General features: G+C 32.3%; 22 protein-coding genes and 1 tRNA gene. 14 read left to right on the top strand and 9 right to left on the bottom strand.

Features of this window, described 5'->3' with window-relative positions; translation table 11 throughout:
* Nucleotides 1–156: 156 nt before the first annotated feature.
* The 3 genes from OIU80_RS18560 to OIU80_RS18550 form a co-directional block, all read right to left on the bottom strand.
* On the bottom strand, nt 157–744 hold the full coding sequence (locus tag OIU80_RS18560; protein WP_264288467.1) for a hypothetical protein: 588 nt from the start codon (nt 742–744) through the stop codon (nt 157–159).
* Between the two features lie 540 nt (nt 745–1284).
* The gene (locus OIU80_RS18555; RefSeq protein ID WP_264288466.1) at nt 1285–1785 is read right to left on the bottom strand and encodes an SRPBCC family protein; all 501 of its coding nucleotides are present in this window, start codon (nt 1783–1785) and stop codon (nt 1285–1287) included.
* A gap of 60 nt (nt 1786–1845) precedes the next feature.
* Nucleotides 1846–2094: a hypothetical protein gene (locus OIU80_RS18550; protein ID WP_264288465.1), complete on the bottom strand. Its 249-nt coding sequence runs from the start codon at nt 2092–2094 to the stop codon at nt 1846–1848.
* Nucleotides 2095–2902: 808 nt separating this feature from the next.
* On the opposite strand from OIU80_RS18550, the gene OIU80_RS18545 reads away from it, so the two are divergent.
* The 4 genes from OIU80_RS18545 to OIU80_RS18530 all read left to right on the top strand — a co-directional run bounded on the left by OIU80_RS18545 (nt 2903) and on the right by OIU80_RS18530 (nt 10321).
* Nucleotides 2903–6094 (top strand): SusC/RagA family TonB-linked outer membrane protein, encoded by a 3192-nt coding sequence (locus OIU80_RS18545; protein WP_264288464.1) that lies wholly within the window; start codon nt 2903–2905, stop codon nt 6092–6094.
* 12 nt (nt 6095–6106) lie between these two features.
* Nucleotides 6107–7531: a SusD/RagB family nutrient-binding outer membrane lipoprotein gene (locus OIU80_RS18540; protein ID WP_264288463.1), complete on the top strand. Its 1425-nt coding sequence runs from the start codon at nt 6107–6109 to the stop codon at nt 7529–7531.
* Between the two features lie 639 nt (nt 7532–8170).
* Nucleotides 8171–8869, top strand: coding sequence for a DUF1826 domain-containing protein (locus OIU80_RS18535; protein WP_264288462.1), 699 nt, complete (start codon nt 8171–8173; stop codon nt 8867–8869).
* 96 nt (nt 8870–8965) lie between these two features.
* Entirely contained in the window at nt 8966–10321 is a 1356-nt protein-coding gene (locus tag OIU80_RS18530) for a hypothetical protein (RefSeq protein WP_264288461.1), read from the top strand.
* Nucleotides 10322–10487: 166 nt separating this feature from the next.
* On the opposite strand, the gene OIU80_RS18525 is transcribed toward OIU80_RS18530, so the two are convergent.
* Nucleotides 10488–10979, bottom strand: a complete 492-nt coding sequence (locus OIU80_RS18525) for a hypothetical protein (protein ID WP_264288460.1) — start codon at nt 10977–10979, stop codon at nt 10488–10490.
* Between the two features lie 406 nt (nt 10980–11385).
* Between OIU80_RS18525 and OIU80_RS18520 the strand changes: the two genes are divergently transcribed.
* A complete protein-coding gene (locus OIU80_RS18520) occupies nt 11386–11889 on the top strand; it encodes a hypothetical protein (RefSeq protein WP_264288459.1) in 504 nt (167 codons plus the stop codon).
* Nucleotides 11890–12174: 285 nt separating this feature from the next.
* Nucleotides 12175–12795 carry a hypothetical protein gene (locus OIU80_RS18515; protein ID WP_264288458.1) on the top strand — a complete coding sequence of 207 codons (621 nt, stop codon included), beginning with the start codon at nt 12175–12177 and terminating at the stop codon, nt 12793–12795.
* A gap of 146 nt (nt 12796–12941) precedes the next feature.
* Here OIU80_RS18515 and OIU80_RS18510 read toward each other — a convergent pair whose 3' ends face one another.
* Nucleotides 12942–13346, bottom strand: coding sequence for an XRE family transcriptional regulator (locus OIU80_RS18510; RefSeq protein ID WP_264288457.1), 405 nt, complete (start codon nt 13344–13346; stop codon nt 12942–12944).
* A 179-nt stretch (nt 13347–13525) separates the two neighbouring features.
* Here OIU80_RS18510 and OIU80_RS18505 point away from each other — a divergent pair, with 179 nt between their 5' ends.
* Both OIU80_RS18505 and OIU80_RS18500 read left to right on the top strand, forming a co-directional pair.
* Entirely contained in the window at nt 13526–14092 is a 567-nt protein-coding gene (locus OIU80_RS18505) for a hypothetical protein (protein WP_264288456.1), read from the top strand.
* Between the two features lie 366 nt (nt 14093–14458).
* On the top strand, nt 14459–15340 hold the full coding sequence (locus tag OIU80_RS18500) for a DUF5694 domain-containing protein (protein WP_264288455.1): 882 nt from the start codon (nt 14459–14461) through the stop codon (nt 15338–15340).
* A gap of 262 nt (nt 15341–15602) precedes the next feature.
* Here the strand turns inward: OIU80_RS18500 and OIU80_RS18495 are convergent.
* Nucleotides 15603–15676 (bottom strand) — tRNA-Arg (locus tag OIU80_RS18495).
* A 115-nt stretch (nt 15677–15791) separates the two neighbouring features.
* Here OIU80_RS18495 and OIU80_RS18490 point away from each other — a divergent pair.
* Complete coding sequence (locus OIU80_RS18490; RefSeq protein WP_264288454.1) at nt 15792–16304, top strand: adenine phosphoribosyltransferase; 513 nt, start codon at nt 15792–15794, stop codon at nt 16302–16304.
* A gap of 188 nt (nt 16305–16492) precedes the next feature.
* Here the strand turns inward: OIU80_RS18490 and OIU80_RS18485 are convergent, their stop codons facing one another.
* From OIU80_RS18485 to OIU80_RS18475, 3 genes are all read right to left on the bottom strand, one after another.
* Nucleotides 16493–16876 carry a GreA/GreB family elongation factor gene (locus OIU80_RS18485; protein WP_264288453.1) on the bottom strand — a complete coding sequence of 128 codons (384 nt, stop codon included), beginning with the start codon at nt 16874–16876 and terminating at the stop codon, nt 16493–16495.
* 463 nt (nt 16877–17339) lie between these two features.
* On the bottom strand, nt 17340–18221 hold the full coding sequence (locus OIU80_RS18480) for a DUF2490 domain-containing protein (protein ID WP_264288452.1): 882 nt from the start codon (nt 18219–18221) through the stop codon (nt 17340–17342).
* Nucleotides 18222–18614: 393 nt separating this feature from the next.
* Nucleotides 18615–19358 carry a DUF2490 domain-containing protein gene (locus OIU80_RS18475; RefSeq protein WP_264288451.1) on the bottom strand — a complete coding sequence of 248 codons (744 nt, stop codon included), beginning with the start codon at nt 19356–19358 and terminating at the stop codon, nt 18615–18617.
* A gap of 311 nt (nt 19359–19669) precedes the next feature.
* Between OIU80_RS18475 and OIU80_RS18470 the strand changes: the two genes are divergently transcribed.
* The 5 genes from OIU80_RS18470 to OIU80_RS18450 all read left to right on the top strand — a co-directional run bounded on the left by OIU80_RS18470 (nt 19670) and on the right by OIU80_RS18450 (nt 23888).
* Nucleotides 19670–20563: an AraC family transcriptional regulator gene (locus OIU80_RS18470; protein ID WP_264288450.1), complete on the top strand. Its 894-nt coding sequence runs from the start codon at nt 19670–19672 to the stop codon at nt 20561–20563.
* Between the two features lie 246 nt (nt 20564–20809).
* Entirely contained in the window at nt 20810–21355 is a 546-nt protein-coding gene (locus OIU80_RS18465; protein ID WP_264288449.1) for a hypothetical protein, read from the top strand.
* A gap of 128 nt (nt 21356–21483) precedes the next feature.
* Nucleotides 21484–22041 (top strand): hypothetical protein, encoded by a 558-nt coding sequence (locus tag OIU80_RS18460; protein WP_264288448.1) that lies wholly within the window; start codon nt 21484–21486, stop codon nt 22039–22041.
* A 33-nt stretch (nt 22042–22074) separates the two neighbouring features.
* Complete coding sequence (locus OIU80_RS18455) at nt 22075–22872, top strand: DUF916 domain-containing protein (RefSeq protein WP_264288447.1); 798 nt, start codon at nt 22075–22077, stop codon at nt 22870–22872.
* Complete coding sequence (locus tag OIU80_RS18450) at nt 22869–23888, top strand: hypothetical protein (RefSeq protein ID WP_264288446.1); 1020 nt, start codon at nt 22869–22871, stop codon at nt 23886–23888. The genes OIU80_RS18455 and OIU80_RS18450 overlap by 4 nt, the downstream gene beginning before the upstream one ends.
* The last annotated feature ends 3 nt before the right edge of the window (nt 23889–23891 follow it).

Genomic DNA, 23891 nt, shown 5'->3' with positions numbered 1-23891 from the left:
CATATAAAAATGGAAAAGGTTATTATAAAGTAATAACAATAAAAAGAGTTAAAAGATTGAAAATACAACTCTTAACTCTTTTTATTATATATATTTAAAATACTAAGTATGTAATTGCATAAAAAAATTGCCTTGTGTACACTTAAATTTATCCTATTACTGAAGTGTAGTAAAATTACTTACTTCACCATTTTTAGCAACTTGCAGCACGCTATTTTTACCATCTTTAGAAACCTCTACAAAATAGTTATCAGCATCATCAAACTGTCGGTCAAACAAAACCATATCTGTATCATTTTCTTCATTATCATCGTAATATAATACATCCCCTTTAGTATAACCTTTGTATTTATCGTTGATTATTTTTTGGGCATTTGCTGGTAAATCTGAAAACTTTTTATGTGTAGTTGTTCCCACCAATTGTGATTTAGAATCATAGAAAGCAGTTGAAGAAGCTCCATTTTTCATGAAAGTTGCCTGATCATAATAACCTGAGCGGCTCCATTTGGCATTACTAAAGTTTCTAAAATCAGTCATAAACTGATCTTTAGTAGCAGCACTAACGTCTTGTCCTTCTAATTTGCGAAGTTCCATTCTTAAATTTTTCTTTTCTGTTTTAGCCTTTGGGTCTTTTTTACTCACTGTTTTTATTTCACTTTTTACTTGATCTTCTTGTACAGTTTGGGCTTGTGAAATAGATACAGTTGCCATTATGGCTACCACCAATAAAATTACTTTTTTCATAACTGTTGTTTTTATTATTAATAAATTATCTGATCTTATTATTTACTTTCTTCTGCCTCCTACTTCACTCCTAAAAAGAACTTTCTGGTGCTTTGAAAACAGGTGAATTTTCAACGCGCTATCTTTGCTAATTAAAAGACAGGCTAATTAAAAAAGTTATATTTAATTATACTAGAAGATACTTATATTGAATTAACATACTGATAATCAAACCAATAATTCTATAGTAAATTTATAAATATAAAATGAAGATTAGATGAATATTTAAATATATCATCAAAATTATAAAGCTAAAAATCAACACCTTAAGATTATAAATAAGGGTTATTACATTGAAGAATATAGCAAACAATGGCTCACTTATAAAACAAGCCAAATAATTACAAGCAATGACAAATGCTTATTCTGTTTTGCCTATACAAAAGAAAGCTATTGAGGAAGAAGAATAACTACAAGGCAAATTTGCTTTACCCATACGAAAAAAAAGAAAATAAGACTAGCCTTGCTAGATAATCAGAAATCTGGAATTGATAACGAAAATCATTTTTTAGATAAAACGGTCAATAGATTTTCTAAGTTATAAATTGTCATAGTAAATCCTTCTTTAAAACCCATTTCAATCATCTTTTCTAAGCGATCAAGAGATTCATTATAGATACTAATACTAACTCTTGTTATTCCGTTTTGTTCACTAAAATTGAAGTCCCATTCAGAACCAGGCAGCTCAGGGTTTTCCTCTTTGTCGGCAAAAGCATTAAACATTTTGAAATTAGTTTTTGGACTAATAGCACTAAATTTTTGAATTGACCAGCGTTCTTCGCCTTCAGGACTTACCATAGCATAAAATCTTCGTCCGCCCTCTTCAAAATTCATAAATTTTGTTTTGGACGACCAAGGCTTCGGAGCCCACCATTGATCAAGAATCTCTTGTTTGGTAAAAGCATCCCACACTAGCGAAAGGTTAGCTGCAAATTCTTTAGTTATATGTACCGTTTTTATTGCTTTGTCAACTGTAAAATCAAATAGTAAATCATGCTTCATTTTTCTATTCTTTAAATTGTTGATATAGGCAGAATCGTAAGATGTTATACCGACTCCCTCCTACTTATAAAGTGATATCGTATCTGCTAGATTTTCTCTATTAATGAAGGCAGTGATAAAATCTTGTACTTCATTAGTGTTTTCAAAAGAAGTTTCAAAGGAGTTAATATGAAAATCATCATCTTGATCTAGAATATGTATAATTTCTGTATATCCCTTCGAAATTAAGCTGCCTTTTAACTTAATTATATTAAACTGCTGCTGCCCATCTAACTCTTTTCGAACTTTTAGTTTTATAGCTTTTTCCATTTTAAATATTTTTAAATTAATAGACCTATCAATACTTATTACCAAATATAAATATTAATAACTCTATAATTTACACAAAAAATGAAATATAATACATTATTTATAAACAGGTAAATGAGATGTTAAAATATTTTTTTAGCCTAAATTTGGGCTCATTTGCCCTCCGCTAATTTGTTATTAACACTAAATCATAATATACTTTTTCTAAAAACAATTCTATAATAGGTTCCACGTAACTAACCTCTTCAAATCATATAGACAAAAGTAACTTTAGAGAATAAAAGAAATTACATTTCTAAAGAAGTTGAATAATTCAGTTTGCTTTTTTTACTTCTATGCCTCCCCTCACAACTTAGGATTTTCAAACCATTTTATCCAAAATTTAAAGAAATTAGTTTATTCATTATACATAGTATTAAAAGTAATTTAATACCTATTAGTGGATATTTCTGACTTAAATCTATCACTTCTAAAAAATCAAAAAACATTAACCATTTTATTTTTAACGGTTTAAACCCTTACGTTTACCCGAATGAGCACAAAAAATAAAAAATAACAATTAAAATTTTGGGATTAATTTTTTTAATATACTTTTGTTCTATCAAATTAATAGACTTTAAAAATACATTTAACAACAATAATCAAAAAGAAATAAAAATGAAAAAACGAATGCAATACAGATAAAAAAAAACCATTTCTGTTGCAGCAGAAATGGTGAAGCTTAAAGAAATTGTACATCTCTATAAGGAAGCAAAAGCGGAGTAAATCTACTTTCGGCTTGCCTTATTTATTAAACCAAAACAAAGTAATGAAAAAAAAATTAAATGGATATGCATTTTTATGCATTTTGTTGATTTCCATAGGGATTAAAGCGCAAGAAACTAGTCCGTTAATCCAATCTAAACTCGAAGGAATAGTACTCGATGCTGCTACAAAGCAGCCTATTATAGGTGCTTCAATAAACATTAAAGGAACCACACACGGAGCTGTAACAGATTTTGATGGGAAGTTTTATTTCCAAACAGGGCAAAAATTTCCTTATACATTAATAGTAAGTTATTTAGGATATAAAAAAACAGAAATTGTAGTTAATCGAAATCCAGTTACTATTACTCTTACTGAAGAACAGAATGCATTATCAGAAGTAGTTGTTACCGCACTAGGGATTACAAAAGAAAAAAAATCTTTAGGATATACAACCCAAGCCCTTAAAGGCAAAGAGCTGTCAGAAACAAAAGAAACGAATTTTTTAAATAGTCTTAGTGGTAAATTAGCGGGAGTACGCATCACCAATTCACAAGGAGATATGGGATCATCACGTATTATTATTCGTGGAGAAACGTCTATTTCTGGAAATAACCAACCACTATTTGTAGTCGATGGAGTTCCTGTAGATAACTCACAATTAGGAAGCGTTGGTGGAGCAACTCGTGATTTCAGAAATGCAATTGCCGATTTAAATCCTCAGGATATCGAAACATTAACGGTGCTAAAAGGCCCTAATGCCGCTGCACTTTATGGTTCACGTGCTGCACATGGCGTTGTTCTTATAACGACAAAATCAGGAAAAGGTCAAAAAGGGCTCGGTATAAGTGTCAGTTCAGGAATAACAGTCTCTCAAGTTGCCACTTTACCTAAATTTCAGAATTCATTTGGACAAGGCTCAAATGGAAAGTTTAGTTATGTAGATGGTAAAGGAGGCGGAATCAATGATGGAGTTGATGAAAGTTGGGGGCCTAAATTAGACGGACGCCTTATTCCTCAGTTTAACTCTAAAGGAGTAGCTGTTCCTTTTGTAGCTCATCCAAATAATGTGAAGAATTTCTTTAATACTGGACTTACTTATGATAATAGTGTCTCTATAGCCAAGTCAGATGAAAAATCAGATTTCCGTTTAGGAGTCAATAATCAAAAACAATTAGGAACAGTGCCTAACAGTGAAATAAACAAAACAAACTTTACTGTTAACACAAACTACCAAATAGCTAAAAACGTAAAAATTGGGGTAACGGCCAACTATATTGTTACCACTGCTCCAACATTGCCAGGTGGTCCATCAGGTAACCGTGCTGCAGGTGTTATGCTTCAGTTTCTTTGGTTCGGACGTCAGGTAGATACAGATGAACTTAGAAACAATAGAGATGTTAACTGGAATAACAGCTACTACAGCAATCCCTATTGGAATGCTTATTACAATACAACAAGTCAACAACGCAACCGTTTTATAGGAGATATTCATTTAGAAGCAAAAATTATAGATGGGCTTCTTTTTAAATTCCGTACAGGAGTTGATTATTATAATGATCGTAGAAAATACGAAATTAAGTACGGTACAAACGGAACTCCTTTTGGATCGTATGCAGAAGATGCTTATACGGTAGATGAAAGAAATACAGAAGGTATCTTTCAATATACTAAAAAAGTGAACGATGATTTTAGCGTAGATGCTCTTGCCGGATTCAACATACGCAACCATAAAGATGCAAACAATTATCAAAAAGCACCACGTTTAGCGGTACCCGATTTATACACATTAACAAATTCAAGAGATCCATTAACATCTTCAAACTTATACTCAGAATTAAAAGTGTATAGTGTATATGCTTCGGCACAATTGGGCTATAAAAATTATGCCTTTTTAAATGTTACCGGACGTAACGATTGGTCGTCAACATTACCTCGCAATAACCGTTCTTATTTCTATCCTTCTATTAGTGGTAGTTTAGTAGTATCTGATGCTTTGAATCTGAAAAGCAATACGCTTGATTTCTTAAAACTACGTGGTGGCTGGTCTGAAGTTGGTAACGATGCAGATCCGTATCAATTGGCAACAGTTTACAATTTTCAAGCCGCATTCGACGGAAACCCAATTCAAACTTCTTCTAAAAAGAAGCTTAATGAAAACTTGAAACCAGAAACGACTCGTTCTACCGAAGTAGGTTTAGAATCTTCTTTCTGGAAAAACAGATTGCATCTTGATGTTGCGTATTATAACACCAATAGTTTTGACCAAATTTTGGAAATAAAAACAACTACAGCTAGTGGTTATGATTCACAATTAATCAATGCAGGTAAAATAAACAATCATGGTATAGAAATTCAATTGGATGGAACTCCTATTCAAACTCCCAATTTTAAATGGAATGTGGGTGTAAATTATTCAAAGAACATAAGCAAAGTAGATATTCTTGACTATGAAAAACAGATTAAAAACTATACAATTGCTACTTCTGGCGGTGTAGATGTATTGGCATCTGTAGGACAAGCTTACGGTGCACTTTACGGAACTGCTTATCTACGTGACTCAAACGGAAATATAGTCGTAGGTGCAAACGGATTACCACAAGCAGATCCGCAAAAGAAAGTATTAGGACATTATACTCCAGACTTTATGGGAGGTATAACAAATACATTAACATACAAAAATATAGAACTTTCATTTCTTGTTGATGCAAGAGTTGGTGGAGAGCTTTTTTCGGGAACCAACAGAACCGGTAATTATACAGGTGTATTGGCTCAAACCCTTCCGGGTCGTGATGCAGCAAATGGTGGTTTAAATTACTATTATCCAGATAACAATACTGCAAATACTAAAACATTGGTAACAGGTGGAGCGGCACCAGTCGGAGCGGCTGTATATGATGATGGAATGATTTTTAATGGAGTATATACTGATGGAACCCCAAATACTTCAGTGCTTAGTGCACAGGAATATTACAAAGCGTCATACAATATTAGCGAAGCTTATATTTATAGCTCAACTTTTGTAAAACTAAGAGAAGTAAAACTGAGCTATAATTTTAACAGAGATTTTGTTAAGAAACTTGGTTTTCAAGGCGCAAGTATCACTGCAACAGGTCGTAATTTATTCTTTATTTACAAAGATGTACCAAATATCGACCCTGAATCAGCTTTCAATACCGGAAACGGACAAGGTTTAGAGAGTTTGGCTTTACCAACTACCAGAAGTTTTAGCCTTAATGTTAATCTTAAATTTTAAAAACACGAAATCATGCTAAAAAGAATATCATATATAACTCTATTTGCCTTGTTACTGATCTCTTGCAACGACAGTCTGGATGAAATTAATAAAAATCCAAATGCAACTGAGACACCATTAGCTCCCTATCTGTTAACAGGATCATTAAAGCAAGGAGCTGATTTGTATTGGGGATCAGATAGTAATTTTAACTCCTCTTTATTATTTGTTCAGCACTGGGCTAAAATTCAATATACGGAGCCAGACAGATACGATGTATCGAACACCTCTTTTGCTTCTTTGTGGAATACCGGATACGCAACCCTGATTACAGATTTAAACACAATCCTGAAGTTCTCAGATCAACAAGCAAATTCAAATTATAAAGGAATTGCATTAACCTTGCGTTCATGGACGTTTTTACTACTAACAGATGCTTTTGGAAGCATCCCATATAAAGAAGCTGGTCTAAAAGTGACACCGGCATATAATACTCAAAAAGAAGTATATACAGGATTACTAGAAGATCTAAAACAAGCTCAGGCATTGCTAAATCCAGCAAACGGAGCTGTAACTGGTGATTTGTCATATAAAGGAGATATTTCGAAGTGGAAAAAGCTAGTGAATTCACTTCGTTTGCGTATTGCATTGAGAATTTCAGACAAAGAACCTGCTTTAGCCAAACAAACAGCTATAGATGCAACAACAGATGCTGCTGGAGTAATTAGTAACAATGCCGAAACTTTTAAGTTTACTTATATCAGTTCGCCTCAACAAAATCCAGCTTCCGCTTGGTTCGAAACTCGTGATGATTTTCGTATTTCGAAAGTATTGGTTGATAAATTAAATGAGTTAGCCGACCCACGTTTACCAGTTTACGCTCAGTTGCCATCAGATGCAACTGTAGATAAATATGTTGGAGCTGCTAATGGATTATCAAACAGTGATGCCAATAGTCAGGGTTTTGCTAAAACATCAAAACCGGGGACTTACTTCCTGACTTCGACATCGCCAGCTGTAATTGCTTCGTATTCTGAAACATTGTTCAATCTTTCTGAAGCAGCAGCTCGTGGTTACATTTCTGGAGATGCAGAACAACTTTATAAAAGCGCCATTACAGCATCGTTCAATCAATTTGGTATTACCGATGCCACAGTAATTACTAACTATCTTAATCAGTCAACTGTAAAGTACGATGCAACGAATTATGCCAAATCGATTGGGACACAAAAATGGATTGCATTCTTTGGGCAAGGTCTTGACGCTTATGCTGAGTGGAGAAGACTTGATTATCCAGTATTAAAAGCTGGTCCTTCTACAGTTTTAAATGGACAAATCCCTTCGCGTTTCTTTTACCCAGGTACAGAGCAATCATTAAACGGAAGTAGTTACCAAGCAGCAGTAGCTGTTCAGGGAAAAGACTTGCTTACTACAAAATTATGGTTTGATGTAAAATAAACTTTAGATGGTTCAGAAAAAGAAAATCAGTACTGCTGAAAATAATTTTTCTTTTAGAATCTTCAACATTTATCAAATCATCATTATTTACACAATAAAGAAGCTGTTCGAAAAGTAATTTTCAGACAGCTTCTTTTTTTACATAAGTCCTATCGAATAATTCTGTTTTCTTTTTTACTTCAATTTATCTCAATATACAAAACATAAAAACAACGACTGAAATAAGTTTATCCTTACCCCCTTGGGTGCAATTACTTCGTCTGTTCGCTTAGCTCGGGTCGCAAAATTTCATTTAAACACATAGAAACATAGATTTTATTTGTAAAAAAGAAAACAAAAAGAAATACATTTCTTTCACAAAGCTAGCTATGCGCATTTAAAACAAGTGTAACGCCTTTTTTGAGCGTGCTAAACCTATGTTTCTATGTGTTAAATAATCACAACCAATGGGTTATCCTTAATCTAAATCAAGCCCAGCACCTCTACCCTATTTCATTGAGCATTGATTTTATTTTATTATCAATTAGCTCGTTTTTTTGCACATGATCCCAAAAGTTTATAAAGATAAATTGGCCTTAACTGACTACTATTACATAATTTTGTGAAGCATGAAGCAGCTAGCTTCTTACCTATTATACTATGAGCAATACATTTTCTGACAACAGCCAAATTGGGATGGTAACTACATTTTCTGAGCTTATAAATACCAATTTCAAAGGAGAAATGAATGCCCTATGCTGGTACAGAAATTTAGATGGTGATTTTAAAGAGATTGTAACCAAACTACCTATAAAAGAAAATATAACCGAAGTTTTTCCCGAAGATTTACTCGCGCTCCAACTCTCAGAAAAGGGAAATATAGCACGAGAAACAATCTTAAATGATTTACAATTATTAGCTGATTTTGGAGCTTCGCCTTCTCTTAATTTACTGAAGTGTTATGAACGTGATGATGAATTTGATTTCATATCTACAGATGTGTATTCGTTTCATGTAGATCGTTCGCCCATTGCAACAGATACTTTTTTATGCACCTACCACGGAGCTGCAAGTGATATTGTTTCTAATTCGCAAGCACAGCAAAAAATTCTAATTCCAGAAATTCGAGCCAAGCTAAAAGAACTGCATGATGGACCAGCGGAAGAATTCGAAGACTTTTTGAAAGAAAATTATTTTGATTTACATTATCAGGTACATCCCCATGCAGAACCTATTAATTTAGGTCTAGGACACCTTTGGCGACTGGCTGTAGATCATCCAAAACAACAAGTATTACCATGTATTCATAGAGCTCCAATCGAAAATGAAGGAGAATATAGGTTGTTGCTGATTTGTTGAGTAAATTGTTGGATAATACATTTATACCCATGAAATCAGGTATTGTTTTTTATATTTGACATTAGTAAATTTGTTCTTTATCAAAAAATAATCATCATGAAGAGTAAAAGTATAAACGGTTCTTTAGTAATGAAATTAACTTTTTTAAAAAATAAAACAGCAAGTCTGGTAAAACAACTTCTTTTTGTAATGCTTCTTCTTCCATTTGCTGCATTCAGCCAAAAAACAGTTGCACCAGGCAGCAAGGATATCAATACCAAATACATTAAACCCGAAAAGTCCCTTTATACGGTATATTATGTTAAGGATACAAGCTGGGTAAAACAAGGATCATTGACTTATGATATTGTTGCGGCAAATAATCAGTTGAGTTTAACCAATTCCTATACTCCAAAAGACAATTCTAGAACCAGCACCCGCACCACTGTGGCAAATCAGCAAACACTGAAACCAATCAGTTATACCAGCGACGAAAAGAATTCAAAATTAAATCTCGACTTTGGTGAGACCGTTACAGGTAATTATTATTCTAAGAAAACCAAAAAGGATAAAAAGCTGAAATTGCATCCCAAAGAAGCTTATATAGACTGGAACTGGACCGATCATTTTATAGGAACATTGCCATTAGATGTTGGTTATAAAGCGCGCTTTCCACAATTCTATTATAACGATGAGTCGAATGTTCTTGTAGAATATTATACCATCAAGGAGGTAAAAAGCTTTATCTACAACTCTCCCAGAACGGGTAAGCACGAAACATGGCTTGTTACAGTTACAGAAGAAAGTACCAATGCCATTTATAATTATATTATAGACAAAAAAGACCATCGCCTGTGGCAGAGAGAAATGTCAATGGGCAAAGGAATGTGGGAAATCACCGTGAATGAGGAATTGGACTATCAGCCTATTAAAAACAAATTCAATAAAGAAGAAACTGCTCAACAGATTTCTAAAGGCAACAGTGTCATTATTGGTACTGCCTATGCAAGATCAGATTCAGGTAAAAAATTGGGTGGTTTGGTCAATACAGCAAAAAAACAATATGCCCCAAAAGGCACAGAGATTACACTTTTTCCAAATTCTGCTTATTATGAAGAATGGGTAGAAGTCAACAAGAAAATTCGTAAACAGAAAAAAATGCCAGAAGTTCCTTTGAATGCTGATTTTGGTTATTCTGTCAAAAAAGCCAAAGTATATGATGATCAAGGACATTTTGAGTTCTCAGATCTAATGCCGGGCACCTATGTTGTTATGGCTAGCTTTGATTTTTCTAACTCTTATAACTATTCGTATGTATCTGGCTATACCAATTATTATAACTATTGGGGTTATACAGGTTCCTCTACAAATTACGGTTCTGCCAGACAATCCTATATTGATAAGGCTAATGTTGAGAAACGTGTAACCATAGATAAAGATGGCGAGAAAAAAGAAGTCAACTTAAAAGAATAGAGGAAGCGCAGGTTTTCTTTTAGAATTCGTTTGGTTTCGAATTTAAAGACCAGATCGCTCGAATATACATAACGATAGTGCGGAAATTTTTTCAGATATACTTTGCGTGCACGGATTACAAATCCACGCGATCGGGTTAAAAAGTAGTTCTGTCCAGATATCATATTTAAAATAAATTAAATGAATCAACTACACTTTTAAAATCTTTTCTAAAAACTTCTTCATGTTCCACTCCTGAAGAAGTCAATATCCAATACATATAATTGCCATTAAAAAACAAAGTGTTTTTCATTTTTAATTTATCATTAGAACCTGATATTAAAACAAAATATGCATAATCCCTTCCATTTGCTGTCCCTATCCCTCTACTTGAAATCTGTGGATTTCGCAACCCTTTGGCAAATTGAGAAAGAAGAATTTCATTTGTACAATCACTATTGAATTCACTTGCAGTTGGGCTTGTAGGTAATGATTTGACCATTACACCTATTGAACTTAAATATGGTCCAGTGGCGTAAACATCAAAACCTGATTTTTGAGAAAAAATAAATCCTGAAGGTAAGTTAACACGATAGGAATAAAAATCGCTTGTGTACGTCGTTTGAGAAGAAGCTTTTGAGGATATAACAATTAGTAAAAATAAAATAAAGTTTTTCATCGTTTTATAATTTAAAAATTTAAATATCAACAAATTAAGTAATAAAAATTAAATAAATACTGCGTATTTTTACGTGAAATAACTTTATTATGAAAAGCCACTCAATAGATTGGATTTCATATCATTAACATTAAATCTCAAGGCAACCTCGATCGCTCGAATATGCACAACGATAAAGCGGAAATTCTTTCGCGCTAGTTACTATATTAATAAAAACTGGATTTTCTTTTTTCTTTTAAGATATGTTTTGCGGGCACGGATTACAAATCCGTGCGATCGGGTTAATAAAATTCAAGAGAAATTATTTTTTTTTTACTGCGCAAAAACACTGCGTACTAAAAAGATATCTTTGACTAATAAATAATTATATACAAGTTAGACGAAATTTTATTAGAACGAAAAACATATGAAAGAAAATGTTATAAAAATACCAGCAAACAATAATGAAATTAATTTGTATTGTTTTCTAGGAGAAGCTGTATTGAAAACCCAAATGGTTGAGCAAGCGTTGAGTCATTCAATTACTCTTAAAATGAATCCCACAGAAACAAAAGAACGAGCGGATAAATTTTTAAAACAAAACCAGAGTCATACTTTAGGCAAGGCTATTAAAATTGCAATTGAAAAAAAACTATATAATTTGCCATTGCAAGATGAATTAAATGCTTTTTTACAGCAAAGGAATTGGTTGGTTCACAAAGTTATTTGTGGAAACGAAAAAGATTTCAAAGCTGGAAACATAAAAGAGGAATTGTTTGATAAAATTAAAGCTGTTTCAGACAAAGCAAAAAGTATTAAATGCTTAATAGAATATGATTTGATAGACTTTTGTTCTTCTAAAGGAAAAGATATGTCAGAAACCCTCGCATTATTAAAATTACAAGAACAAGGAATAAGAATACGAAAATAGCATTTAAAATCTTCTCTGCTTTTCGAAGTATTTTCATTAAAAGCTGCGTAAATATCTCTGATTTTGCACAATTTTTTTGCTCCTTAGAAATTATAAATCAAATTGAAGTTTCCCGACTTTTACACTTAGTTCTTATTATTGTCTTGGATTTTTACACTAAGGAAAAATATTCTAAGAAAATTAGTTTTAAAGTCAGAGACATTTGGCAGCGTAAAAAACACTTCCTAGAGAGGACTAAAATATTAAAGAACGTAAATACTAAAATAAACTAATCAATAACTATCTATGAAATTATACGAAGAAAAAATCAGATATCCTAAAAAAGGAGATAAATTTTTTAAAGAAGATGGCGATCAACATGAAATAGCATGGTTAAATAAATCGTTTCAAGAATTTGGCAATTATGCGGATGGTTATCAAACTTCGGCAATTAGTCTAATTGATTTGGCATTGAAGGATAAATCAGTTATGGATTATCATATTTACCCAGCAATTTTTTTAATAAGACATTATCTAGAATTGAGATTAAAAGAACTTATTCAAGGATTGAACTTTTGTATTAATCAAACAAGAGATTTTCCTGCTCATCATCAATTTCAAAATCTTTATGGAGAATTTAGAGCTGCGTATAAAGCTATTGGTGAAGATCCAACTACAAAAGATTTCCAAATTATCCATAGTTTAATCAATGAAATTTCCGCTGTTGACCCATCGTCAATGGCTTTCAGATATCCTGTTGATAAAAGCGGGCAAAAAACTCAAGTTTTAGAATATGTAAATTTAAACAACCTTAGAGAGACTTTTGTTAGAGTTTGCTTTGTGTTTGATGGAGTTGCAATGCTAATTGATAATCACGTAGAAAATACTCAAGAAATGCTTGCAAGTCTTTACGAAAATTGGCAATAAAACGGAATACTAACTCCCTCTCTCCTAAGAATTCTGATGAAAGGGTGTACGAATGTCTCCTGACTTCGCACCCGCAAATAATGTTCTAAACCAAAAAAAGAGACTTTGCAGTCTCTTTTTTATTTTAATATATCCTCTATAAATAATTATTTATTGATTAATTTTTCAAGCCTCAACATCATTTCATCTTTCTCTTTCAACATACGCTCAAACAAAGTGATTTTTTCTTCATGAAGTTTTTTAATTTCCTCAATTGGATTGTTGTTAAAAGTTTCAATTCTATTATTGAACATTGCATTATCCGAGAAACTACACGAAATTAAATTTACCGCTTGTTCTTCATCAAAATTCTGAAAAGCTTCAACAGGAATTCTCAATACAGTAGAGATTTGTTTCAGCAGGTTGTCTTCAATTACATCTTTCTGCTCCAGCATAGAAATTTTCTTCTGGTTCCAGTCTTCTCCCAGATCATAAGCTAATGCTTCTTGCTTTATGTTTAACATTTCTCTAAAACGTTTTACGTTTCTTCCCTGATGTATTTTCTGTTCCATAATGAATGTCAATTTTCTGAAGGTTCAAAGATAAAGCCATTTGGCTTAAAAATCCTGAATTTCAAAGATAAAAAAATATCTCATAATACATACTTTTTGTCAGATATTATATCCGTTTTAGAATAGTTTATCCTTTTGAAAGAATAGAACTTCGTTTGTAAATTTTAAATCTCCTTAGTATGAAAAAGAATAAAATATCCTTCGAAACTAGCTTTTGGCCAGGATATGTGGCAGGAAATCCATTTAAGACAATTAAAGCCTTTTTTGCCTATGCAGATCTGGATTATTACAAACAAAGCTTAACTGAAGCTGTAGTTTACAGCTATAAGAGAGAAATCTACAAAGCCAACAATCCCTCTGATTTTTTTGTTTTTTATACTGCTATAAATATTTTTCTCAAAGTGTGTTACTGCCTGCCGGAGAAAAGCAAAAAATGGAAAGTAACAGCCTCTTTGCACTCTGAAACAACATTTCATCTTTCTTCCCTGACGAAGGAAGAATACGACAATCCTTTTATTGTATTTCAAAAAGCATTTGATGAAAATACTCTTGAGGAGTTTGAATCATCTCTATGTCAAATCATGGAGCTTTCATTATCTCCTCATGATGGAAATCCATACTCCGACCTGACGACGCCTTATATTCATTTAATCAAAATGCTCGATGCAGCAGCACTAATGAGAGAAAGAGGCATTGAGAAAATCAAGAAAATGGAGGTCAATGCAGAAACCTGTGTAGAAACATAAAGTTCGCAAAGATAAATCAACACAAAGCTTTGCGAACTTAGTGTCTTCTATCTGTAAAGTAAAATTAAATCTTAGTGTACTTTGCGTTTAATTTTTTTGCCACAGATATACTTCGTTGCGTTTAAAATGATTAATCAATACTTTAAAATAGGAAATTAAACAATAGGAAAAAGACATAAAAAGCTCATTTGATGATTTATGAAATAAAAATCCTATTTTTGAAAATAGATAAATATTGTCGTTTATCAGACATATCGCCCCATTTTAGTGTTGGTAAGTCGGATATCGTCAGACATATATACAAGTCAGCCCCAATATTGACAAAAAATGCAACATTGAATCAAAATTTTAGCAAATACTAAAAAAATGAAAAACCTGATTTACGGAATTAGCATCTTATTCCTATTCGTTTCTTGTAAAACAGCCAAAGAAATCCAAAAAACAGATCCGATAAACGATCCAAGCCTATTTATCGGAAATCATAAAGCAAAAGCAATGGTTTTAGGTGTTTTTCATTTTAGTAATCCGCAATTGGACAGTTATAAACCAAAATTCCCCTTCGACATTCTAGAAAAACAAAGGCAATCGGAGTTGGATATCCTTTTGGAAAAAATAGCAGAATACAGACCGACAAAAATATTACTGGAACTGAATCGCATTGAAATGGACAGTCTAACGAATGAAAGCTATCAAAGTTATCTTAATGGCAAATTCCTCATTGACGACAAAAACAATGAAGTTTATCAAATCGGTTTCAAACTTGCAAAAAAATTAAACCATCATCGAGTGTATTGTTCCGACGCAGATGCGAAATGGTTCGGAGTTAATTTAGATTGGGACAAGTACGATGCAGAAGCCTATTTAAAATCCAAAGGGCAATATGAAAAAACAACCCGATATGATTACGAATCGCTTTATAAGCTTCAAGATTCGTTAAAAACTATCCAATCATTGACCAGAATGCTCAATATGCTAAATAATCCAGTAGGCAGACTGAAAGACCATCAAGCCTATCTAACGAACATTTTGGAAGGAGCGGGTGATAACTATTTGGGAGCAGACAATGTGGGTCGGTGGTACAGAAGGAATTTGAGAATTTTTTCAAACGCATACGATTTCACCAATTTTAATAAAGAAGAAAGACTTTTGTTAATTTATGGTTCAGGACACGTTTGGCTGCTACGACAATTTTTTATGGACTCGCCAGATTTTGAGTATGTAGAAGCAAACGACTATCTGAAGGATTAATATTGTTACTAACATTGCATTGGCAATAAGCGGGCTTGTGCTTCGCATTAAACTTTTCATTGTTAGTCCTTATTTTTATCTGATTATTTTATATTCAGGAAACTATATTCTAAGAAATAAATTAACGGTTTGAATCCAATAAAGGGAACTCTACGGGACAATCTTTTTGGAGAATCCCCAACTTTTGCGTTTGATCCGGTTAAATGGTAAAATAAAAAACATAAAAAAAGCCCAATTCCTAAGAATTGGGCTTTTCAGCTTGTGACCTCGACTGGATTCAAACCAGTAACCTCTTGAGCCGTAATCAAGTGCGCTATTCAGTTGCGCCACGAGGCCTTTTTTATTTTCAATTCAGCTATTTTTTGTAGCTTTGTTGTGTGCTCATTGCGGGTGCAAATATAAGAACAAATGTTAGATAAACAAGCAAAAAATAACAGAAAAATTAAAAAAAATGCAGATAAAAAATTATATACGTGATATTCAAGACTTTCCAAAAGAAGGAATTTTATTTAAAGACATCACTCCACTCTTAAACGACCCAATTGCAAGAGAAGAATCACTTAAAATTTTATTAGATTCTTTAGAAGGTCAAAAAATAGATAAGGTAATTGGAGCTGAAAGTCGTGGTTTTTTCTTCGGAATGCTGCTCGCACAAAAATTAAATGCTGGTTTTGTACCAGTAAGGAAACCAAAAAAGCTTCCTTTTAAAACTATTTCAGCAGAATTTGATTTAGAATATGGTACCGATTCATTAGAAATACATATTGATGCTATTAAAAAAGGGGATAAAGTATTAATTCACGATGATGTTTTAGCCACAGGCGGAACTGCCAAGGCTATGTGTGATTTAGTAACTGAATTAGGAGGCGAAATTGTACAATGCAACTTCTTGATGGAGCTTTCCTTTTTAAATGGAAGAGAGAAGATAAAAGACAATCCTATTTTTGCGGCAATTACATATTAAATCAATGCAGGTATTTTATAACTTACAAGATCTATAAAATAGGTACTCCCCTTTTGCGATGCTTTATGCGCTTTTTAAAAAACAAGTAGAGTCCTATTTTGGCTTTGGTATAATACAATATCTTTCTAAAAACAAAACATCCCATAAAGAAGAGTTTCTTTTGGGATGTTTTAATTTTTAAAAGTGTGTTAAGCCATTTCTACTTCTTCTACTTTTAATATTTCTAGTTTTAAACCGCCTTTTTTAGAAGGCCATTCTATAAGTTTACCTACCTTATATCCTACCATTGCAATACCTTCATCAGAAAGAATAGAAATTTTATTTTTACTCGTTTTTACTTTTTGAGGACCTACAAATACAACTGTTTTCTCTTCGTTGTTTACGTGATCTTTATAAGTTACTTTTCTATTTACTGAAACAATATCTTCTGGCAAATCTTTTCTTAATACCTGTGATGCTTTTTTAAGCTCAGCTACTAATAATTGTTCCTCTTCTACTGTTACTTTCTTTCTTCTTAAATGATCTTTAATTAAATCGTATATTCCTGTTGTTAAAATAATATTTTGTGACATAACTTTCTTGCGTTGCTCCATTTCTCATTAGGTATGATATATAACTCATCATTAAACATCTTATAGCCCTATAGTTTTGGGTTCAATGATACCATAATCCTAAATGAAAATTGAAGATTAAAATAAATTGAGCTGCTTGAATAAAAGAATCCCTGTCTAGAGTTTTGACAGGGCTTAATAAATAAACTCTTTTGAGCTTCTTAAGAAAGTATCGTCATGCAAGTATAACAACGTGCCCATAAGGCACATCAAGTGATTATCTGTTAAATAAAAATTTGAAGTAGTCATTATTATAATATGCTATTAATTCCTCGCAAGATACACCTTTTTTTTGAAAGAAAAAATTTTCAAAAACAAAAGTCATATAGCACGAAATAAAATAGTTAGCGTTTTTTAATATATAATCTGATTAATAATAAATTTTGAGTGATAATGCTATCAAACTCTTAACCTAGGTGATTGTTTATAACCTTACGTAAGCTGCCAATTGTACTATATTATTCATAGTATCATTATTTCTACCAACGATGTACTGATTCATGTATCCTGCTTCAATATCAAATTTTGGATTTACTCTCCATCCTAACGCAAGATAAGCTCTGTTTTGATCAAAAAATTTACCATTAGGGCTATTTTCTATATTCACAAATACTTCATTTTGTAATGCTACAAAAGCGCCATTAGTAAAACTTGTTGTCTCCGAAAGAGGAAACATAGAACGAGTAAAATAACGCAATCGCTGTGCGAAATCATAATTATCTGTTACTAGTTCGTTTTGCTCAATCGTTGCTTGCCCCATGAATCGCTGTTCTAGTCTAAAACGATGTTGCAAACTAACAGGACGATTATATAATGTAAACTGTTGGTTATAAATAAATTGTTCCCATATTCTATGCTCAGGAACCCAACCGTTAATATCCATCACAGTTTTATTACTCCCGATATAAGCGTAACCAATTGTGGTAATCATATTCTTTTTTATATGATAATTCAATCCTGGGCGTATAATAAAGGATTGAACGTCTTCTAATTTATCTGTACTTCTCACCTGTCCATCAAAATGTAAACTGAATTTATTATCTAGTTTATAAGTAAAAAATGTACCGCCCCATCCACTGAAAGTATGCTGTGTTTGCGCATTTACAGTTGTACTAAGGAACAAAATGGCTATGGTAAATAAACCAACGAGAGGTAATCTAGTAGAAAAATTAGAATTTCTATTTTTCTTTCTTCTTAAAAAATCTTTAATTAAATCGTATATTCCTGTTGTTAAAATCAAATTTTGTGACATAACTTTTTTTTGCGTTGCTCCATTTCTCATTAAGTATGATATATAACTCATCATTAAACATCTTATAGCTCCTATAGTTTTGGGTTCAATGATACCATAATCCTAAATAAAAATTGAAGATTAAAATAAATTGAGCTGCCTGAATAAAAAGAATCCCTGTCTAGAGTTTTGACAGGGCTTAATGAATAAACTCTTTTGAGCTTCTTAAGAAAGTATCGTCATGCAAATATAATAACGTGCCCATAAGGCACATCAAGTGATTATCTGTTAAATAAAAATTTGAAGTAAACATTATTATAATTTGCTATTAATTTCTCGCAAGGTACACCTTTTTTTGAAAGAAAAAAGTCTCAAAATCAAAAATAAAATAACACGAAATGAAAAAACTTGCATTTTTTAGTATATAATCCTGAGTACTAATGATATCAAACTCCTACTAAGAATTGTTTACAACCTAACATATGCTGCCAATTGTACTATATTATTCATAGTATTATTATTTCTGCCAACAATATACTGATTCATGTATCCTGCTTCAACATCAAATTTTGGATTTACTCTCCATCCAAACGCCAGATATGCTCTGTTTTGATCAAAAAATTTACCATTAGGGCTATTTTCTATATTCACAAATACTTCATTTTGTAATGCTACAAAAGCGCCATTAGTAAAACTTGTTGTCTCCGAAAGTGGAAAAATGGAACGAGTAAAATAACGCAATCGCTGTGCAAAATCATAACTATCGGTTACTAGTTCGTTTTGATCAATTGTTGGCTGTCCCATGAATCGCTGTTCTAGTCTAAAACGATGTTGCAAACTAACTGGACGATTATATAATGTAAATTGTTGGTTAAAAATAAATTGTTCCCATATTCTATGCTCAGGAACCCAACCGTTAATATCCATAACTGTTCTATTACTCCCGATATAAGCATAACCAATTGTGGCAATCATATTATTTTTTATATGATAATTCAATCCTGAGCGCATAATAAAAGATTGAACCTCTTCTAATTTATCCGTACTTCTCGCCTGTCCATCAAAATGTAAACTGAATTTATTATCTAGTTTATAAGTAAAAAATACAGCACTCCATCCAGTAAATGTGTTTTGTGTTTGTGCGTTTACAGTTGTACTAAGAAACAGAATGGCTATGCTAATTATGCTAATAAGAGGTAATCTAGAAATCATGCTTTATTGAGTTATATTATTGATTCGCTAATTTAAATAATTTATAATTTGATTCAGATTTTAGCATTGTTAATTCTTGTTTTACTTGTTAAATGGATTAAAATTGATTATTTATTGCGAAAAGTGTTAAAATAATTTTAATGGTTTACTTGTTCAATCTTAAAAATTATGTTGGTTAAAATTATATTCTTTTTTTAATAGTACACTCCCTACTTCATTCCTGTCTTTTAATATCTATTTGTGTATTCTGTGATTTTATCCCTGTGATATTTACTTCCCTTTTCTTATCTTTAGAGATTAGATATTGTGCCATGATTGAAATTCTTAGCCTTGACAAAAAACAATTTCCTAGCGGATATAGTACACATTCGGTAAAATCTGAAGAATATACATTCTTAAACCAATCTTTTAGGAGCTCTTTTTACCAAATGTTTTGGCTAAAATCAGGAGAACTTACTCTTAATTTAGATAACAATCTAATAGATATAAATAAATCTGAGTGCGGTTTTATTGGTATAAACCAAGTCTTTAGTGTTCAAACAAAATCTAGTTTCGAATTGCTCCTTGTTTGTTTTGATGAAGATTTTTATTGTCGTACACATTTAGACAGGCAGTTTTTATCTTCATGTGTGTTTTTTAATTCAGAACAACTATTAAAATTTAAATTACACAGCTCTCTCAAGAAAATTATTGAACAATATTATCAATCTTTATTGCACTTATGCAGACAACCATTTGATGAGTTAATGTCTCATTTTGCGCATAATACCGTTGAGCGATTGTTGCTTTTTTCTCAAAAAGAATTATTAGACAGATCCTACGGCCCTATCGAAACGTTTAAAAAAGGAGATGTAAATATTGCGAATCACTTTAGGAAGTTGGTAAAAGAAAATCTAAAAGAAATTAGACTTGTAAAAGATTATGCAGACAAGCTTAATATTTCTGTAAAAACCTTAAACGAAATATGTAATACTATTTATGGAATACCTCCAAAAAAGGTTATTACTGAAGAAATTGTTATAGAAAGCAAACGCTTATTGCGATATACAACTATGAGTATAAAAGAAATCGCTTTTGAACTCCATTTTTTAGATCCTAGTAATTTTATTCGTTTTTTTACAAACGCTACAGGAGTATCGCCTACAAATTACAGAATACAATTTGAAGAAAAAAGAGTTTACATACCAAAAAATAAACTTATCTAAACAGTGTTTAAAATTAGGTACTAATGCCATAATCTTAACATTTTTAATGTTTTTTATAGTAACCCTTTTGGGACTCCCTATTGCAATGCATCTTAAATTATAGTTAAAATCATTTTCTGTCTTAAAATGACACTAAAAAGTCTTTTTTTGACTTTGACTTCCCTCTCTCACGGAAGTACTTTTGTGCCATCTAAATAATTTAGATAATCTAAATATTTTAGAGCATAATCTTAAAAAAAATATTAAATGAAAAAATTTTTAATAGCTGCATCATTTGCAATTATTGCATTGTCAGCAAATTCTATTAATGCACAAACTACAAACCTTAATGTAAATGTAGCAAACGTTTATTCGCTTGAAGTAACTAATCCAACGGTTAGTATCGGAATGAATACAGCTGCTAATTTTACAGGAGGTAACACAACCGGTTCTTTGCCGAACCATATTAAAGTTAGTGCTACTAATGGGTATAAAGTAACTGTTCAGGCAGCTACGGAGCTAACGTCACCAGGAAACGATGTTATTCCAGTATCGACTGTTGTTCTATCAACTACTCCGGGTACTTATTCTGGTGCTTCTGGTAGTATTGACGCAGGATCAAATGCAACTTTCCCTGCAAATGCTCAAGCACTTAGCGTAACTACTCCTGTTGAGATTATTTCTTCAACTACAGGTGATATTCGTGGATTTAACATACAGTACACAATTCCTCCTGTGAGCGCTCCTGTATATTTGAACAAGCCTGAAGCTATTTACAGCACTTTGCTTACTTATACTATAGTAGCAAATTAAAATAATAAAGACTATTAATAAAATGGCACTAATCTGATTTTTTGGGTTAGTGCTGTTTTATATATTTTATTTTCAGAATTAATTGTCTTCTGGAGGATATTGTTTAACCATTAGAAACATAATTAGATTTGAAAATCTCAAAAAACATATGGAATTTATTACTGTTGCTACTTTGTCCTATTACCACAACAGCGCAAAGCATAGGCTCAGCGCAAACTCAGGTAAATGTTACTATTGCACAGGTACAAAGCATACAAATTTCTCAGCCTACAGTTAATATAAGTATGACTCAGCCTTCTCATTTTCTTTTAGGAAATAGTTCGGGTCAGCAACCTAACCATATAAAAGTAAGCTCAAGCACTGCTTACGAGGTAACTGTAAAAGCAAGCTCAGAATATTTTTCTCAAAATGGAAACAGCACTACATTACCTGTAAACACAATTGCTTTAAAAACTACAACAGGTAACCTTACTAATTCAAATGCTGCTCCTCCAACTGGGCTTCAGATAGCATCACAAATTATGCTTTCGACATTACCAACAACAATTATAAAATCTCCAGCAGGCGAATGGGGTCGCGGATTTCATGTTAATTATGTAATACCCGAAACAAAATCTCCAAGCTACCTCAACCGCAAAGCAGGTACATATAGTACTACAATTATGTATACATTAATTCCTCAATAATTGGTATATTTACTACTATTAAACAATAAAAAAATGAGAAATTTCATATTAGTTCTGATTGGATTACTCGTGGTAAACCAAATGCAAGCTCAGGCAGGTATATCTGTATCACCAGGACGTTTATATTATAAATTAAATGCAGGTGCGTCAGGTTCACAATATATTAGTTTAACAAACCCCACCGATAAAGAACTTGAAGTAGGTGTTTCTTTTAATGATTGGGAATACGAACCATCTGGTAATAATAAAATTGCAGAAGCAAATACACTTCCAACTTCGTGCACCGATTGGATACAAATTTTACCATCCTCCTATTTTGTTGTTAAACCCGGCGAAACGAAACAAATAGAAGTACTTTTTAAAGTCCCTGCCAATGCTGATACATCTATTCCTGTTCATACAGGTATGATTTTCTTTACCCAGCTTAACCCTGGTACTGCCATAGATCAAAATGGAGCTGCCATACAAGTAACAGTAAGAATGGGCGTAAAAGTATATCATAGTTTTATTAAAGAAAATAAAGTTCTTGTTGATTTTGTTGATTTTACAAGCTATGCAGATGAAAACAAGAATAAAATCATTGAATTAAAAATAGAAAACCAAGGCGATCTCTGGGCAGATGGAAAAGTGAAATGGGAGCTGTTTAATAATAGTACAGGTAAAAAAAGTATCTTAAAAGAATCTGAATTCTATACGCTTCCTAAAGATATTAGAGTATTAAAACAGCAATTACCATCTGACCTTGCCAAAGGAAATTATACCGTTTCAGCTATTTTAACTTACGGAGAAAAAGATATTATAAAAATTGCAGAACTAGAATTTAGCCTATGAAACAAATAGTAATTATTATATGTTTTTCTTTGTTTACTCAATATACCATTAATGCCCAATATATGCTAGGTGGTTATAATAGCGGGCAACCTGTATTTTCTACCTATGCAGAAATGGTTGCGGGGAAAACACTAAACAATCAAATTTCTATTCCTATACAATATTATGGTCCCCACATCAATGTAAACGAATGGAAACTTACTGCAAGACTTACGCAAGACTATACAAATGACTCGAATAGTGCATACACTGTAGGAGCTCAATATAGCTACTTAAAATTTAACAGTCAGGAAAATAGTGGCTCTGCAAATGGGAGTCTTATAAACATTCCTACTCAGGTGTTTCAGTTAAGTAAATACAATGAGGTTACTCTTATTCATAGTAATGTAAACTTAAATGGTGCCGTAAACAGACTCTTTCGCTATAACTTAACTGTTCAGGGGGGGAATCATTTATTGGTAAGTCCAAACGGAATGTATAATTCATCTTATGAATTCAAGCTTTATAAAATATCCGAAGGAACTGAACAGCTAATAGGCATTTACGCCTCTCCAATGGGAAATGCTAGGTTTCAGTTATCATTTGGTGGAAATTTTGGAAGCCAAAGTGTTGTGTTACAAAATGGTGCTCAACAATTTAATCTAAATTATAGTACTCCGGAGGATTACGCAGTAGAAAAATCGGTTACAATTGCAAATGCACTACGGGTTAACACCTACAATTCGCAACTAGCAGTAGAAGCATCGGGAGATTTTATATCACCAACATCATCACAAACATTACCTCTTTCTATTCTAAAATTACAATTAAGTACCAATGAAGCTTATAGAGGTTTACAAATTATTTCTCCTATAACTCTGGCAACAACTACGCAGCCAATAGCTATTAAATCTAACAGTACGCCTCAGGATATAACATATAACATAAAATTCTTTATACCCGCAAATAGCCCTGGGCTCAATGTTAGTCCTGGTACCTATAGCACCCGTGTTTACTTTGTAATAATGCCAAATTAATTT

It is taken from the genome of Flavobacterium frigoritolerans (assembly GCF_025847275.1).
GTDB lineage: Bacteria > Bacteroidota > Bacteroidia > Flavobacteriales > Flavobacteriaceae > Flavobacterium > Flavobacterium frigoritolerans.
This window is presented reverse-complemented; position numbering and strand designations above follow the sequence as displayed.

Coding starts and splice junctions, on each gene's coding strand:
- OIU80_RS18560 (WP_264288467.1), bottom strand. CDS start 744: ATGAAAAAAGTAATTTTATTGGTGGTAGCCATAATGGCAACTGTATCT.
- OIU80_RS18555 (WP_264288466.1), bottom strand. CDS start 1,785: ATGAAGCATGATTTACTATTTGATTTTACAGTTGACAAAGCAATAAAA.
- OIU80_RS18550 (WP_264288465.1), bottom strand. CDS start 2,094: ATGGAAAAAGCTATAAAACTAAAAGTTCGAAAAGAGTTAGATGGGCAG.
- OIU80_RS18545 (WP_264288464.1), top strand. CDS start 2,903: ATGAAAAAAAAATTAAATGGATATGCATTTTTATGCATTTTGTTGATT.
- OIU80_RS18540 (WP_264288463.1), top strand. CDS start 6,107: ATGCTAAAAAGAATATCATATATAACTCTATTTGCCTTGTTACTGATC.
- OIU80_RS18535 (WP_264288462.1), top strand. CDS start 8,171: ATGAGCAATACATTTTCTGACAACAGCCAAATTGGGATGGTAACTACA.
- OIU80_RS18530 (WP_264288461.1), top strand. CDS start 8,966: ATGAAGAGTAAAAGTATAAACGGTTCTTTAGTAATGAAATTAACTTTT.
- OIU80_RS18525 (WP_264288460.1), bottom strand. CDS start 10,979: ATGAAAAACTTTATTTTATTTTTACTAATTGTTATATCCTCAAAAGCT.
- OIU80_RS18520 (WP_264288459.1), top strand. CDS start 11,386: ATGAAAGAAAATGTTATAAAAATACCAGCAAACAATAATGAAATTAAT.
- OIU80_RS18515 (WP_264288458.1), top strand. CDS start 12,175: ATGAAATTATACGAAGAAAAAATCAGATATCCTAAAAAAGGAGATAAA.
- OIU80_RS18510 (WP_264288457.1), bottom strand. CDS start 13,346: ATGGAACAGAAAATACATCAGGGAAGAAACGTAAAACGTTTTAGAGAA.
- OIU80_RS18505 (WP_264288456.1), top strand. CDS start 13,526: ATGAAAAAGAATAAAATATCCTTCGAAACTAGCTTTTGGCCAGGATAT.
- OIU80_RS18500 (WP_264288455.1), top strand. CDS start 14,459: ATGAAAAACCTGATTTACGGAATTAGCATCTTATTCCTATTCGTTTCT.
- OIU80_RS18490 (WP_264288454.1), top strand. CDS start 15,792: ATGCAGATAAAAAATTATATACGTGATATTCAAGACTTTCCAAAAGAA.
- OIU80_RS18485 (WP_264288453.1), bottom strand. CDS start 16,876: ATGTCACAAAATATTATTTTAACAACAGGAATATACGATTTAATTAAA.
- OIU80_RS18480 (WP_264288452.1), bottom strand. CDS start 18,221: ATGATGAGTTATATATCATACTTAATGAGAAATGGAGCAACGCAAAAA.
- OIU80_RS18475 (WP_264288451.1), bottom strand. CDS start 19,358: ATGATTTCTAGATTACCTCTTATTAGCATAATTAGCATAGCCATTCTG.
- OIU80_RS18470 (WP_264288450.1), top strand. CDS start 19,670: ATGATTGAAATTCTTAGCCTTGACAAAAAACAATTTCCTAGCGGATAT.
- OIU80_RS18465 (WP_264288449.1), top strand. CDS start 20,810: ATGAAAAAATTTTTAATAGCTGCATCATTTGCAATTATTGCATTGTCA.
- OIU80_RS18455 (WP_264288447.1), top strand. CDS start 22,075: ATGAGAAATTTCATATTAGTTCTGATTGGATTACTCGTGGTAAACCAA.
- OIU80_RS18450 (WP_264288446.1), top strand. CDS start 22,869: ATGAAACAAATAGTAATTATTATATGTTTTTCTTTGTTTACTCAATAT.